This is a genomic window from Mesorhizobium sp. GW821-FHT07A06, assembly GCF_059419085.1.
The window spans coordinates 1,013,018-1,027,072 of record NZ_JBWKRC010000001.1; the positions used below are offsets into that span (position 1 = coordinate 1,013,018).

The following is a 14,055-nucleotide window of genomic DNA, read 5'->3' on the forward strand; positions in this document are numbered from 1 at the left end:
GCCATGCCGCAATGCTTTGGCAGGGAAGCTTGAACCCGATCGGAGGTCACTTTCCACACGACGCCAGCAGCGTACGTCAGCGACTATGCGTCCAGGCATTGCCCGGCCGCCTAGGCATGAAGCCCGGCCTGGCCAGCGTGCGAACTGGAGAAAATGGTCGGACGCAGGCCAGCATCGAGTATCGCCAACACCTCGCCGGCTGACTGTGCCTGTCGCAGCCCCTCTCGGGTCCGAGGCGCCCGAAGCACCCGGCACACCTGTGAAAGAGAGGGAAGGAAGGCGGAAACGGCGGAGCGCGGCCAGAGTAACGTGTATACGATATCGACGGGATAGTCGTCTGGTCCGTCGAAATCGACAGGCGGAGCCAGCCGTGTGAAAGACGCGACAGGCGAAGAGATCATGTCGAAGGAGGCGTGTGGGATCGCCACGCCGCGGCCGATGCCCGTCGAGCCGAGGAACTCGCGGTGCAAAAGACTGCGGAGAACCATCTGCTCGTCCAGCCCGGATCTGCGTGCGATTCTCACGGCGATCCTTGACAAGGCCGAATGCTTTCCCTTTGTGGCGAGGTCAAGCAAAATGTCTTCTTCCGACAACGACAAGAAGTGGGAGATCATCACAGTCGCCTCTAAGCTGATCCAAACGCGGTTGCGAACGAGCGTTCGCCTGCATCGCGCACGCAAGACAGCAGTTCCATTTTGGATTGGATTTTGGCTGTCCCGGACGCGAGGCCAGAGTCTTTTCGCGTCCGGGCTAGAGGCCTGCTTCAATGCGTTGCGGCTCTCGACGAGAATTTAGCAGGATGATATTCATGACAACTGACATGTAGTGGAAGGTTTTTCGAAATCAAGCGGCGACCAAAGCGGCGGTCGCTTCACGGCTATTATGAATTATAAGGTATAGCGGAGCTCGACCATTAGGGCTTCCAGCGTTCGGGAGCCATCGCACATGAATTTGGCATCCCGGCAAACCACTTATCCCGTTCGCTCAGGGGACCACAACATCTTGATGTAGCAGAATTGATGGCGGGCAACCTGAAATGTGCTCCGCAGCGCCTTGGCGATGCCGAGTAGCGGCACGACACCGCTCACAGCGGCATCGTTCGGTAATGATGTCACGATTCGGGTTAGGCAGTCACGACCGCCATGCGGCGGCTTCAGATTATTCGGCGGCGATCGCCATGGCCCTGCCTTTGTGGGCGGAGTCAGCAGCCTGGGCAGTTTCGCTTAGGGATTTGGATAGCGGCGGCTTGTCCGGCGCTCATCGCCGGGCCGCCGCGGCGCCAGCACTGGCCGCGCTAGACTTTTTTCAGGCGTATGTACCCGCGAGGCTCCTCGAATTCCCTCACGCCGCTGGGGAACCCGTCGGAATAGGTCTGCGAGAAGGTATAGGCGACCTGCAGGGACTGCTCCGTGTGCGGTGCGCAGCGGACCCGTGAGACCAGCCCGTGACATCAGGCACGACGCTCAGTCGGCGGCGAACCTCCTCGACCCGTCTCACGGCCTCGGCAGGCGTGTCGAAGACGACGCTCGCCGGAATGCGCAAGACCGTGTAGGCCTCCGCATGAATGACCTCGTCCCGTGCGGCATCCCGGGCCATGGCGTCCGGGCTGCCGTGCCACGTCGCCCCGTCGCCCCGTCGATTTCGACCACGAGTTTGTCGTCGATGAGGAAATCTCCCCGGAATTGTCTCCATGCCGAGCTGCGCCCGATGCGCAGTTGGCCAAGCCCGATCTGGGTCCGTAGCTGGATGCCGTCTCCCGCGATGCAACCGGGACCGGCCGTCATCGCGTAAGCGGAAACCATGGCGTCGAAGAAGGCCTCCTCCGCGGGCGACTCGCAGCTCCAGCGCATGTCCTCGACGGTAATCGGCTTGTTGAGGCGGGCCTCGGATTCCGCCTCCTGCCTCTTGCGTTCCGGCTCATCGCGAATGTCGCTGTAGACCGTCCAAGCGATTAAACCGCCCACGGCGAGAAGCGGCCAGAAGACGAGCCCGAGAAGCATGAGGACAGCGGCCAGAAGGCCGCGCTGGAAATAGGTCATGAAATTTCCCTTGCATGTGTCGCGGGACCAGATGTCTACAGTGGATCGGCCATCCCGTCTGCGCAATCCTTGTCTGCTCAGGGCCGGGCCGTCCGCGCCCGCTCCCGGCGAACGCCACGGCCTGTTCCGGGAGTCGGCCCTCCAATCGGCACATCGGCGATGACCGGGTGAGCAACAGCCCGATCTCTTCTGATATCGCGCATGCCCAGCCTGGCTGGCCGCCAGGCAGATCCACAGCGCACTTCCCTTGCCGATGGGACATAGGGAGGCGAGAGGCTCGTCAGCTACGAATCCCATATATGTTTACCGCCTGAGCGAACGGGATAACCGATCTCGGCAGTCCGCATTCCAGGACCTTCGCAATCGAAGGTGTGAAGAGAATTCGTCGATCGTAAACCGGACTAAACATGCCAAAAAGGACCTGTGTGCAGAAAAAATGCACTGAAACACCAGTTAATTTCGTTTGACGAACGTGGGTGTCTCATACTTGCTGAGCGGGCCCGAACAGCCGTGTCGCCCATGAAAATCGGATTACAAGTCTTCCAATTTTTCGGTCACCGGGGCTTCTACTTGAACAAGGAGTTTGCCGTGATTAAGACACTCGTCCTCGTAGTTGCCCTGACAACGGGTAGTTCAGTTTTCGCCATGGCGGCGAATGATGTCACCAAATCTCCGCCAGCTGCTCCTTACCAACAGGTCAGCAAGCTTGTGAAATTGCCCGACTTCCTACCAGGCATGGGCCAACTCTTCGTTGATCCGGCTAGATTGCCAGCGGGGCCGTTCCTTGCCTATGACCACGACGGCAAGCTTGTCAGCACCATCTACATGCTGCCGATCAAGGATCTCAATCCGGACAAACGTTTTGACAACCTCGCGGCCCCGGGCGGAAATGTCGACCACGTCGATGTCTACTACAATGCCGGCCATCCAGGCGTCGAAGTCCCGCATGCCCACGTCGTGCTCTGGCATGTCTCGGTTGCTGACGAAGCGCGGGTCGCCAAATGACGCTCACGCGTCGTGAGATGCTGGGAAAGGGCGGCGGGCTTGCCGCCTCCCTTTCCCTATTCCCGTCGACCACATGGGCCAGCAGGGCGGTGGACATCGGGATGCAAGGGCGCGACGAGGGCTCGCACGTCTGGTTCGACCCAATCGGCATTCTGATCAAACCAGGTCAGACGGTCCGCTGGACCAATCTCAATCCTGGCAATTCGCACACGACGACGGCGTACAATCCGACAAACTTCGGGCGATCGCTTCGCATGCCCAGGACGGCAAAATCTTGGGATTCCGACTACCTCCTGCCGAGCGAAAGCTTTTCGATCACCTTCACTGAACAGGGGGTCTACGACTATTATTGCATTCCGCATGAGCACGCTGGAATGGTCGGCCGGATCATTGTCGGCGGACCCGAGACGAATGGCTGGACTGAACTTGCCGGAGCGAATGGCGATCTCCCAGAGGAGGCCCTCAAGGCGTTTCCGACGGTCGAAGACATCATGGCGAAAGGGATCGTCGGGCGCGCTTAGGCCATGCATGAGACATACTACTGTCGGCGACAGGAGGACTGAATTCGACGATGCGAGTGGAAGCGCGAGTTTCCTGACCATCGCCAGTTATCGATCGATTGGGGACGACCTTCATGACAGGCAATATTTTTTCGTACGAAACTCCAGCACGCTCCAAGATGGAGCACTGCGAGAGCGCTCATGTATCGGACATGCCGATCGACGTCCTAACTGCTGCCCAACAACGTGAGCGTGCGACACATCGGCTTGCCGCTTTGGGCGAGATGACTGGCGGTATTGCCCATGATTTCAGGAATCTCTTGGCAGTAATCGAATCCGGCCTGAGGCTTGCGGAGAGACGAGCCGACCAGCCCGAAAGTGTGCGGGCCTACATTGCCGCCGCACGGGAAGGAATCGACCGAGGGATCGAATTGACGTCGCAGCTGCTCGCTTTCGCAAAGCATCAGGAACTCGATGCCCACGCTGGCGACTTGAACGAGTTCCTCAGCTCTTTCGAGCCCTTCCTCAGGTATGGCGCGGGACCGGACATCAGAGTGAAGCTCGAACTTGGTTCTGGTATCCCGCAGTGTCTGATTGATCCCGCATTTTTCGACGCAGCGGTGCTTAATCTCGTCATCAATGCGCGTGATGCCATGCCAAATGGCGGCGAGATCCAGGTCACTACCGGCCGATTGGTACAGACGAACGCATCGCCTGATCCGCCAGGGCCGGGAACCTATGCGTGCGTTCGCGTGAAAGATCACGGTTGCGGCATGCCTCCGGAGGTCTTGCAAAAGGCATTCGATCCCTTCTTCACGACGAAGGGCGAGAAGGGTACAGGGATAGGACTGTCGCACGTGCAGGCATTGGCGAAGATGGTTGGTGGCCAGATCCGGGTTGCGAGCGAGCAAGGCGTCGGAACGACAGTCGACCTCCTATTCCCATCAATCGAACAGGCTATTTAAGCGTCGAAAAGGAATCCTGCGATTTGATGTCGCGTGCGACGGAATGCAGTCCGGCAAGAGCGGGACCTACGACGCTTTCGTCCGCGCTTGCGGATTGCACCGCGTACACCGGATAGGAGAATTGCGGCATCTCAGGCACAAGATGCAGCCGGCCGGCTGTTATGTGAGGCTGCACAGAACTCATCCTGAAATATCCGGAGCCGCCAGTCGCAAGAACATAGTTCAGTGCGAGCGGACCGAGATCGAAAGAAAGATCTGGCGCAGCACTCGGGAAATTCATCCCATGGTGAAGTCCAAAATCCGGCCCCCAATCCATATAAACATAATCGGATTCGTCCAGCAGGCGCGCTTCGGAATTGGTTGTCACGAGGACGAGTTTTTCCTCCAGCAGCAGATCGATCTTCAAACCCGGTCTGTGCGGGGGCGCGTACATGATAGCTAAGTCGACCATTCCCGACGCGACTTGATTGATCAAATCCTGCGGCACATCGACGTGTACGCGCAGTGCAATATCCTGAAGCGAGCCGCGCATCCATCGGACCCAATCGAGCAGAAGCGGTTGCGCAAGGCTGACTTCGCTGCCTACCGTCAGAACAGCCCGGCGTCCCGGGGGCACAGCAACTTGGTGAAGGGTGCGTTGCCACAACTGGACGAACATCGGAGCATGGCGCAGGAACTGTTCACCGGCCGGAGTGAGCGAAGCCCCGCCTTTATGCCGGACAAAAAGCGACCGGCCCAGCTGCTGCTCGAGACTGCGGATACGCGCGCTAACGGTCGTCTGCGCGACGTTGAGCCGCTCCGAAGCCCGAATGAAACTTCCGGTCGAAACGATCTCGATGAAGGTACGGGCGAGTTCGATATCCACGAGTATGATAGCATAAAAATTGCCTTCAAATGTCAATCAAATTCGTTTGTCAAATAGATCGTACTGCTAATAGGCTTCCTTACAAATCCACCAAGCCTAGCGCTGGATGCTGCGCAGCGCCGGTTGGAGCGAGCGCAGGCTCTCTCCACCTCCCCATCGTTTTGCCTGCAGCGTCACAGGAGGAATCATGTCGAGGGAAGAAAAGAGCCAAGGCGACGTGGGTCGGCGCGATTTTCTGAAGCTGTTCGGCGCGGCTGGAGCTGCCGGAGCGGCGGCGAGCACCCTGCCGCTTGGGGCATCCGCATCTGCGGACGAAGTCATGGCTGCAACCACTGACACAAAACATCACCACGTGATCGCCGCCACCGAACCTCATGTTGGTGGCTCTGGGTATGAATTCTTCAATGTGGACGAATCCGCCTTCATCGAAGCGGCGGTCGATACGCTCCTTCCAAGCGATTCAACAGGCCCCGGCGCCAAGGAACTCGGCGTTGCGACTTACATCGACCGGCAGATGGCCGGTGGATACGGCAAAGGTGACCGCCTGTATCTGGAAGGGCCATTTGGCGAGGGTACACCCGAGCAGGGCTATCAATTACCCATGACGCCATCGGAACTGATCCGGGCCGGCATCGCCGACGTCAATGCCTTCGTGCAGAAAAACCACAAGAGCACCTTCGACGGCCTTTCGGCAAAAGATCGCGCCGAGGTGCTCGCCGATCTCGAGAGCGGGAAGGTGGAGCTCCCAACCGTGCCCACCGCGACCTTCTTTGGACTGCTGCTTCAGCTGACGATCGAGGGCTATTTCGCCGACCCAATGTATGGCGGCAACAAGGACAGGGCGACCTGGAAGATGATCGGGTTCCCAGGCGCAGACGCCATGTACATGGACAAGATCGGACCCTTTCGGAACAGGCCCTACAAGGCTGAACCCAAAGGCATCCAGGACCTCATCTAGCCGACGGAAAAGGAGACTATGACATGGCCACCAAACTCAACGCTGTTGATGTCCTGATTGTCGGCCTTGGATGGACAGGCGGCATCATCGCCAAGGAGCTCGCGTCGACGAAGCTGAAAATCGTCGCCCTTGAGCGGGGAGGCCCGCGTGACACCAATCCGAACTTTATCGACCCGCAGATCCATGACGAACTGCGCTACGCCGCCCGCTACGACCTCATGCAGAACGTGCGGCGGGAAACTATCACCTTCCGCAACAATGAATCGCAAACGGCGCTGCCGATGCGACAGCTCGGCTCGTTCCTGCCTGGCCAGGGTGTGGGCGGCGCAGGCGTGCACTGGAACGGCGTCACCTGGCGATGGCTCGAGTGGGATCATCAGGCGCGCACCAGGACGATCGACAAATACGGCGAAAAGATTATCCCTTCGGACATGCATTTGCAGGACTGGCCGATCACCTATGACGATCTGGAGCCCTATTACGACAAGTTCGAGAAGACATGCGGTACTTCGGGCAGGGCCGGCAATCTCAACGGTCGGAAGGTCGATGGAGGCAATATCTTCGAGGGGGCGCGCAAGGACGAGTATCCCAATCCGCCGATGATTGCCGCGCAGAGCATGGTGATGTTCGACAAGGCCGCCCGCAATCTCGGCTACCACCCTTTTCCCAATCCTTCGTCAAACGCGTCGCGGGATTACGTCAATCCCGATGGCGTGGCCTTCGGCCAGTGTCACTATTGTGGCTTCTGTGAGCGTTTCGGCTGTGAGGCGAATGCCAAGGCGAGCCCGCACTTCACCGTCATCCCGCTGGCGTTGACGAATCCGAATTTCGAACTGCGCACCAACTCGATCGTGCTGAAGGTCAATCTCGACTCGACCCGCAAGAAGGCAGTCAGCGTCACCTATCTCGACGCACGCGGGCGGGAATTCGAACAGCCTGCCGACGTCATCATTCTCTCAGCCTATGCGCTCGGCAACGTCAACCTGCTGCTGCATTCTGGGATCGGCGTGCCTTATGACCCGGCAACGGGAAAAGGTGTGGTCGGCCGCAACTATGCCTATCAGTGCGGTGGAGGGGCTACGGCCTTCTTCGACAAGGAAACCATCCTGAATCGCTTCATGGGCGCAGGCGCGCTCGGCACGACCATGGACGATTTCAACGGCGACAACTACGATTTCGTGAAGGCCGGCTACATCGGCGGCGGCGGCATCAGCTGCGGCAACTCGGGCGCCCGGCCCATCCAGTCGCATCCAACACCGCATGGCACTCCGCGTTGGGGCTCTGAGTGGAAAAAGGCAGTGGTCGACAACTATGACCACGCGGCCAGCGTTGGCAATCAAGGCGCCGTGATGGCCTACCGACAGAATTATCTCAGCCTCGATCCGACCTACACCGACGTTTTTGGGCGTCCGCTTATGCGGATGACGTTCGACTTCCAGGACAATGAGGTAAAGCAGATGAACGGTCAGGCTGACATCTGCGTGAAGATCGCCAAGGAGATGGGTGCGACCAAGGTCGATCGGAGCATTCCCCCCGTGCCCTATTCGATCGTGCCCTATCAGAGCACGCACAACACAGGCGGGGCAGTCTTCGGAGCTGACCCGAGCACCAGCGTTTTGAACAAATATCTTCAGGTCTGGGATGTTCCGAACGTATTCGTCACCGGCGCTTGCGTGTTTCCGCAGAACGCCGGGAAGAACCCGACCGGACCGGTAGGCGCTCTTGCCTACTGGGCGGTGGACGCGATCAAGAACCAGTATCTGAAGAACCCCGGCCCACTGGTTCCCTCCTGAGGCAACGCCTGGCGGATCCGCGGTTCGGATCCGGCAGGCAGGCTGTGTTTCGAACCCCATATTGCGGGAGGGGCCGGTTCGGCCGGAACCGGCCCCTCCGCTCATTGAAAGAAGCAACCATGAAATCGACCATGCTTGGATTGATGACCGCAATTCTCATTGCAGTCGGCTCGGCCCATGCGCAGGACTTGTCCCCCGGCAACGCCGAAGCCGGCGCCGTCGTCTTCAGGAGGTGCATGGCCTGCCATCAGGTCGGCCCCGACGCAAAGAACGGAGTGGGTCCGGTTCTAAATGGGGTAGTCGGCCGAGCGGCCGGCGCGTATCCGGACTACAGCTATTCCGCAGCGAACAAGAATTCGGGTCTGACCTGGGATGAACCGACGCTGACGACCTATCTGCACGCGCCGCGCAAACTGATGCCCGGCACAAAGATGACATTCGCCGGTCTCAGCAAGGATCAGGAGATCGCCGATGTGATCGCCTATCTGAAACAGTTCAACGCTCAGGGCCAGAAGGTCGGCCCCTGAGTCAGGTGGGGCGACCTGTCCCTGGCGCAAAGCACAACCTTGATGAAATTTCTCCTGCACAAGGATTTGGGGCATTCCACGATCCATCAGATCGGCGACTACCTGCGCAGCCATGGCGCCGGCCATCACTGGATCGAGCGGTATCGCGGCGACATTTTCGTATTTGTGTCGGATGCAGCCGACGAGGCAATCCTTAGAAGCGAATTCTCCGGCCTTCTCGATGCTGTCGGCGACGCAGAGACGGACAGGACACGACGTCGATGAGCGAAAAAATCTTCAACGAGAGAGTAAAATTGAAACGGGCATATGAGAGCCCTGCTGCCGACGATGGCAGGCGAGTGTTGGTTGACCGGCTTTGGCCGCGCGGGGTCAACAAGATCGAAGCCGCCATCGACCATTGGGTGAAGGAGCTCGCCCCAAGCACCGAGCTTCGGAAATGGTTCGGACACGATCCAGCCCGCTGGGAGGAATTCCGCCGGCGATATGCGGCGGAAATCCATGAGCATCGCGATGAACTCGACCGACTGCGCGACATGATACGGCAGGGCGCCGTCACACTCGTCTACTCGGCCCATGACGAGGCCCACAACGATGCCGTCGTCCTCAGAGAGATTTTGCTGAGACATCGATAGAGACGCCACGTCGCTCCTGCACTTCCATTGCCTTCAAAGACATTGGGCGCGCGATCACAACAGCGAGAGCAAATCACCTTTCCGGAAACCAAACTAAAGAAACCCCGTCAAATCGTTGGACGTATTCACGTTGCGGAGAAAGACAATGAAGTTCTTTATCGATACAGCCGATATTTCTGAAATTCACGAGCTTGCTGCTGCTGGTTTTCTCGACGGGGTGACCACGAACCCGTCCCTTATCGCAAAGACCGGCCGACCGATCAGAGATGTAATCAAGGAGATTTGCCGGACAATCGAGGGCCCGGTTTCAGCGGAGGTCACCGCGACCGACTTCGACGGCATGATCGCTGAGGGAGTGCGTTTGGCCAGCATTGCCGCCAATGTGGCCGTCAAAGTGCCATCCACCTGGGATGGGTTCAGGGCTTGCCGGGCCCTCAGTCAGCTCGGACACAAGGTCAATGTCACGCTGTGCTTTTCAGCCAACCAGGCGCTGCTCGCAGCCAAGGCAGGCGCTACCTTCATTTCGCCGTTCGTCGGCAGGCTCGACGATCTCGGTCTGGACGGCATGGAAGCAATCCGAGAAATCCGCACGATCTATGACAATGACAAATCTTTCACAACGGAAATCCTCGCATCTTCAATCCGCACCCCTCTCCATGTCAAACACGCGGCGATGGCAGGCGCCGATATCGCGACCGTACCACCAGCAGTGCTCAGAAATCTCGCCAAACATCCGCTCACCGACAGGGGCCTCGAGTCCTTTCTCGCCGACTGGGGTAAGACGGGGCAAGCGATCCTGTAATTGCGCGCAATTGCTAAAGAAGGCCATCATAAAAGCTGCACTCAATTACCGATTAAATTCGTTTGCATGATACCGGCGATGGCGGGAAGCTGCTGTGTGAAAACCTCTCAGCCCAATCCGTGACGTGGTCGGAATATTTGGCGCAAATGGTGCTGAGAATCTGAAGGCGCGCTAGCCAGGCGGAAGGTATCCCGAAGCAGCGGGGATTGCCGCTTCGCCGTACGAGCGATTTTGACACCGGATCGCCAAGGGAGAAGAAAATGACTGAAGGCCATACCAAATCAGTCGGACCGGATCTGGCCCAGGGCATCGCGTTGTCCGACATTCCTGATGGCGGAAAGCTTGTCGGTCGATGTGGCGACGACCAGGTGCTGCTGGTGCGCCGCGGAACCGAGGTGTTCGCGGTCAGTGCGACATGCACACATTACGGCGGGCCGCTCGCTGACGGTCTCGTGGTGGAGGATACCGTCCGGTGTCCCTGGCACCACGCGTGCTTCGATCTGCGAACGGGCGAAGCGTTGCGCGCTCCTGCCTTCAATCCTCTAGCCTGCTGGGTCGTCGAACAGCGGGATGGTCGGATATTCGTCGGCGAGAAAGTCAAACGGACAGCTCCGAAACCACGCACCGGAGGCTCCGGCCAGGTCCCCAAGAAAATCGTCATTGTCGGCGGCGGCGCGGCGGGTTTCGCAGCGGCCGAAATGCTGCGGCGGGAGCAGTACCAGGGCAGCATCGTCATGATCAGCGACGACTATGCGCCGCCCGTCGACCGGCCCAGCCTCTCCAAGGACTACCTCGCCGGAAAGGCCCCGGAGGATTGGATTCCGCTCCGCGGCGAGAAGTTCTATTCAAAGAACAACATCGACCTGCGTCTCAATGTGAAGACCGTTGACATCGATCTGCGGTCCCGCGAGGTCGTCCTCGCTGATGAAGGAAGGATTCCTTACCACAGGCTGCTGCTTGCGACCGGAGCCGAACCCGTTCGCCTGACCATACCCGGCGCCGACCAGCCACACGTTCACACGCTGCGTTCGTTTGCGGATTGCAAGGCGATCATCGAGCGAGCCTCGACTGCGCGCCGCGCTATTGTGCTTGGCGCCAGTTTCATTGGCTTGGAAGTGGCCGCGGCCCTGCGCGCGCGCAATATCGAAGTTCACGTCGTGGCGCCGGATAAACGGCCCATGGAACGGGTCCTCGGTCCGCAAATGGGCGACTTCATCCGCGCACTCCATGAGGAGAACGGCGTCGTATTCCACCTTGAGAACACGCCGACCAGCATCGACGGCAAGAAGGTGAAACTTAGCAGCGGTGGTACGCTGGCGGCGGATTTCGTAGTCGTCGGCATCGGCGTGCGGCCGCGCACCGGATTTGCCGAAACGGCGGGGCTGGTCGTTGACCACGGCGTTGTCGTGGACGCTTTTCTGGAAACGAGCGAGCCAGGGATATTCGCGGCCGGCGACATTGCGCGGTGGCCTGATCCCCACAGTGGCGAGAACATTCGGCTCGAGCATTGGGTGGTTGCAGAGAGGCAGGGGCAAACAGCGGCCCTCAACATGCTTGGCCATCGGGAGAAATTCGCGGCCGTGCCGTTCTTCTGGACTCAGCATTACGATGTTCCCATCAACTATGTCGGCCATGCCGGGCAATGGGATGAGATCGCGGTCGATGGAGACATCACAGCCAAGGATTGCCTGCTCCGCTTCAAGCGCGAAGGACGTACGCTGGCTGTTGCTTCGATCTTCCGCGACATCGAGAGTCTCGAGGCGGAGACGGAAATGGAGCGCCACATGGCAACCTAGCAAGCGCTCTTGGGCACCGCGAGAACGCAACCAACATGGCGCAGCGGTGCGTCGTCGTGACCGAAAGGAGTTCGACTTATGTCCACAATGCAACAGGAACTTATCAACGATGTGCGCACGGTTGCGCCCGCTCAGCATTCTTCAAAGATCGTCGAGTTCGCCAAGGAGGTTGCCGGGGAAGCGTCCGATGAGACGCCGACTTCGGTTGATATCTTCTCGGACAGCGGCCACTGGTACTGCCGGGTCCGTCGCGGCGATGAAAAGACTCGGCCGATGGGTCCCTATACCAAACAACAGGCTGAGCGGATCCAGGAGGCTCGGAGAATGTTGATCGCCAAAAGAGGTACCGCTCGGATCATGTTCGAGTAGCGCGAGGACCTGCACGATCACGCCGGCCGGCGCACTTCTCACGACAGTGATCGTTCATCATCGAGATTTTTGAAACGTTGCATGTAGCCCTTCGGCATTTGAGGTTGCCGCATTGTGAAGCCGCGTTTTGCGGCAGGACGTCTTTTGACGTTTTCCCCCTAGCCGGGCTGGCATCATCTCCAACCGTGGAAGGAAAGCCCAATGGGTTACAAGTCAATCGTTCTCAATCTCGACATCGACGGAATGGTCACTCCTGTAATCAAGCTTGGTGTCGAACTGGCCCAGCGCTTCGATGCGCGCCTGATAGGTGTCTCGGCTGCCGACGTTCCTCCGCCCGTCGTGATGGAAGGAGGAGTGGCCTTCGAAGGCGAGAGCATGACGCACCAGCGGAAGAACATCGAGCGACGAATTGAGGACCTCCGCGCGGAGTTCGAAGCTCTTGCTGGCGCAACGGTTGATACGGAATGGCGTGGGGCTGTGGGCAATCCGACCCGCTTGCTGATCGAGGCGGCCCGCGCGGCCGATCTCATCGTCACGGCCTCGCCCGAGGGCGCGTTTTCTGGCAACGTTCATCGTTCCACCGACCTCGGCAACCTGATCCTTCAAGCAGGACGGCCTGTCTTTGTCGCCTCGACCAACCAGGAAAATTTCCGCATCAACAAGGTTCTTGTCGGATGGAAGGACACGCGTGAAGCCAGGCGTGCGGTGACTGATGCTATTCCCTTTTTGCAAATGGCTCAGGAGGTTCGTGTCATTACGATCGACAATGATGCAACCGATGAAACCTGGAACGGCCTGGACGATGTTGTTGCCTTGCTTTCCTTTCACGGCGTAAAGGCGAAGGCGGACGTTTTTCCGGAAAAATCCGATGGCGGAACGATCGCCGATGTGGCCCACGCGATGCATGCGGATCTGATCATATCCGGCGCCTACGGCCACAGCAGGTTCAGAGAGCGGATCTTCGGCGGTGCTACCCGCTCACTGCTTGAAAACGATCGACTGAACCGAGTCATGTCGAATTGATCATGATACTCGAACAGTGGATGCGCATCGTCACAAGCTGGCGCATCAGCGGATGCCGCCCGGCGCTCGGGGTTGGCCGCCGACCAACTGTGATGAGCCTGTCAGGCTGGCTGATCGGATGAGCACATACTTGTTATTCGCCGTCCGTGGCGATCAACATCCAATTCCGCTTCGTTGACTGGGTTTCACGGGCGAACGTCCACGTATCGATTGCCCCAACGATCTGCTCGGGGTCGCCGGCGACGATCGCATCGCTGGCCGAGCGTGTAACGCTGACCACGTCGGAAACGTATCGAACAACAACCTCAGCGGTGCCGTCCTCCTCAAGAGTATCGACGACCTTCGCTTCGCTGGTGCCGATGAAGGTGAGATGCAGCTTCTCCTCGCGATCCCGGCGTCCGGCAATGGCTCGCTCGAAGGTATCAAGCACTTCCGGCCCGACAAGGCGCTTCAACGTCTCGATGTCACTGTCCGCATAGGCCCGCAGGATAGTTTCATAGGCTGTCTTGGCGCCGGCCAGAAACGCGGCGACGTCGAAATCCGGGTCGATCTTTCGAATCCCATCCGAGGAGGTGTCGCCGGAGGACGTGCCTTCGTCACTGCCAGTCCGTTGGTCCGTCGGTGCATCGTCCCGCTTGGCCTTGTCGTTGTCTGAGCGCGGCAGAAGTTGGCCCCAACTGCCCAACAATGCCCAATAGAACGCGATGATCGCCACAAGCAGGATCTGGATATTTGGATCTGTGGTCTCGTTCATGTCGTTCTCCCGACAAAATGTCGAAGT

Annotated in this window: 16 protein-coding genes; 12 read left to right on the plus strand and 4 right to left on the minus strand. The window is 59.0% G+C overall.

The genetic code is table 11. From position 1 onward, the window contains the following. Positions 1 to 110: 110 nt before the first annotated feature. The gene (locus AC07SZ_RS05130; RefSeq protein WP_494913551.1) at positions 111 to 614 is read right to left on the minus strand and encodes a PTS sugar transporter subunit IIA; all 504 of its coding nucleotides are present in this window, start codon (positions 612 to 614) and stop codon (positions 111 to 113) included. An 879-nt stretch (positions 615 to 1,493) separates the two neighbouring features. Continuing rightward, positions 1,494 to 2,039 carry a hypothetical protein gene (locus AC07SZ_RS05135; protein WP_494913552.1) on the minus strand — a complete coding sequence of 182 codons (546 nt, stop codon included), beginning with the start codon at positions 2,037 to 2,039 and terminating at the stop codon, positions 1,494 to 1,496. 645 nt (positions 2,040 to 2,684) lie between these two features. Here AC07SZ_RS05135 and AC07SZ_RS05140 point away from each other — a divergent pair. From AC07SZ_RS05140 to AC07SZ_RS05150, 3 genes are all read left to right on the plus strand, one after another. Next, positions 2,685 to 3,044: a DUF5602 domain-containing protein gene (locus AC07SZ_RS05140; RefSeq protein ID WP_494913645.1), complete on the plus strand. Its 360-nt coding sequence runs from the start codon at positions 2,685 to 2,687 to the stop codon at positions 3,042 to 3,044. After that, positions 3,041 to 3,565, plus strand: a complete 525-nt coding sequence (locus tag AC07SZ_RS05145; RefSeq protein WP_494913554.1) for a plastocyanin/azurin family copper-binding protein — start codon at positions 3,041 to 3,043, stop codon at positions 3,563 to 3,565. Before AC07SZ_RS05140 ends, AC07SZ_RS05145 begins: the two co-directional genes overlap by 4 nt. A 113-nt stretch (positions 3,566 to 3,678) precedes the next feature. After that, positions 3,679 to 4,509, plus strand: a complete 831-nt coding sequence (locus AC07SZ_RS05150; protein ID WP_494913556.1) for an ATP-binding protein — start codon at positions 3,679 to 3,681, stop codon at positions 4,507 to 4,509. On the opposite strand, the gene AC07SZ_RS05155 is transcribed toward AC07SZ_RS05150, so the two are convergent. Further along, the gene (locus tag AC07SZ_RS05155; RefSeq protein ID WP_494913558.1) at positions 4,502 to 5,410 is read right to left on the minus strand and encodes a LysR family transcriptional regulator; all 909 of its coding nucleotides are present in this window, start codon (positions 5,408 to 5,410) and stop codon (positions 4,502 to 4,504) included. The two genes, AC07SZ_RS05150 and AC07SZ_RS05155, sit on opposite strands and share 8 nt — an antisense overlap. Positions 5,411 to 5,561: 151 nt before the next feature. Between AC07SZ_RS05155 and AC07SZ_RS05160 the strand changes: the two genes are divergently transcribed. The 9 genes from AC07SZ_RS05160 to AC07SZ_RS05200 all read left to right on the plus strand — a co-directional run bounded on the left by AC07SZ_RS05160 (position 5,562) and on the right by AC07SZ_RS05200 (position 13,274). Beyond that, positions 5,562 to 6,332 (plus strand): gluconate 2-dehydrogenase subunit 3 family protein, encoded by a 771-nt coding sequence (locus tag AC07SZ_RS05160; RefSeq protein ID WP_494913560.1) that lies wholly within the window; start codon positions 5,562 to 5,564, stop codon positions 6,330 to 6,332. A gap of 23 nt (positions 6,333 to 6,355) precedes the next feature. Then, a complete protein-coding gene (locus tag AC07SZ_RS05165; protein WP_494913562.1) occupies positions 6,356 to 8,125 on the plus strand; it encodes a GMC family oxidoreductase in 1,770 nt (589 codons plus the stop codon). 119 nt (positions 8,126 to 8,244) lie between these two features. Further along, complete coding sequence (locus AC07SZ_RS05170; RefSeq protein ID WP_494913563.1) at positions 8,245 to 8,652, plus strand: c-type cytochrome; 408 nt, start codon at positions 8,245 to 8,247, stop codon at positions 8,650 to 8,652. 42 nt (positions 8,653 to 8,694) lie between these two features. Beyond that, complete coding sequence (locus tag AC07SZ_RS05175; protein WP_494913564.1) at positions 8,695 to 8,916, plus strand: hypothetical protein; 222 nt, start codon at positions 8,695 to 8,697, stop codon at positions 8,914 to 8,916. Continuing rightward, positions 8,913 to 9,284 carry a DUF488 domain-containing protein gene (locus AC07SZ_RS05180; RefSeq protein WP_494913565.1) on the plus strand — a complete coding sequence of 124 codons (372 nt, stop codon included), beginning with the start codon at positions 8,913 to 8,915 and terminating at the stop codon, positions 9,282 to 9,284. Before AC07SZ_RS05175 ends, AC07SZ_RS05180 begins: the two co-directional genes overlap by 4 nt. Positions 9,285 to 9,429: 145 nt before the next feature. Continuing rightward, entirely contained in the window at positions 9,430 to 10,086 is a 657-nt protein-coding gene (gene fsa / locus AC07SZ_RS05185; protein WP_494913566.1) for a fructose-6-phosphate aldolase, read from the plus strand. A gap of 260 nt (positions 10,087 to 10,346) precedes the next feature. Then, the gene (locus tag AC07SZ_RS05190) at positions 10,347 to 11,882 is read left to right on the plus strand and encodes an FAD-dependent oxidoreductase (RefSeq protein ID WP_494913568.1); all 1,536 of its coding nucleotides are present in this window, start codon (positions 10,347 to 10,349) and stop codon (positions 11,880 to 11,882) included. A 78-nt stretch (positions 11,883 to 11,960) separates the two neighbouring features. Further along, entirely contained in the window at positions 11,961 to 12,251 is a 291-nt protein-coding gene (locus AC07SZ_RS05195; protein WP_494913570.1) for a hypothetical protein, read from the plus strand. Between the two features lie 201 nt (positions 12,252 to 12,452). Continuing rightward, positions 12,453 to 13,274, plus strand: a complete 822-nt coding sequence (locus AC07SZ_RS05200) for a universal stress protein (protein WP_494913572.1) — start codon at positions 12,453 to 12,455, stop codon at positions 13,272 to 13,274. A 133-nt stretch (positions 13,275 to 13,407) separates the two neighbouring features. Here the strand turns inward: AC07SZ_RS05200 and AC07SZ_RS05205 are convergent, their stop codons facing one another. Further along, entirely contained in the window at positions 13,408 to 13,989 is a 582-nt protein-coding gene (locus tag AC07SZ_RS05205) for a Tim44/TimA family putative adaptor protein (protein ID WP_494913574.1), read from the minus strand. Positions 13,990 to 14,055 lie beyond the last annotated feature (66 nt).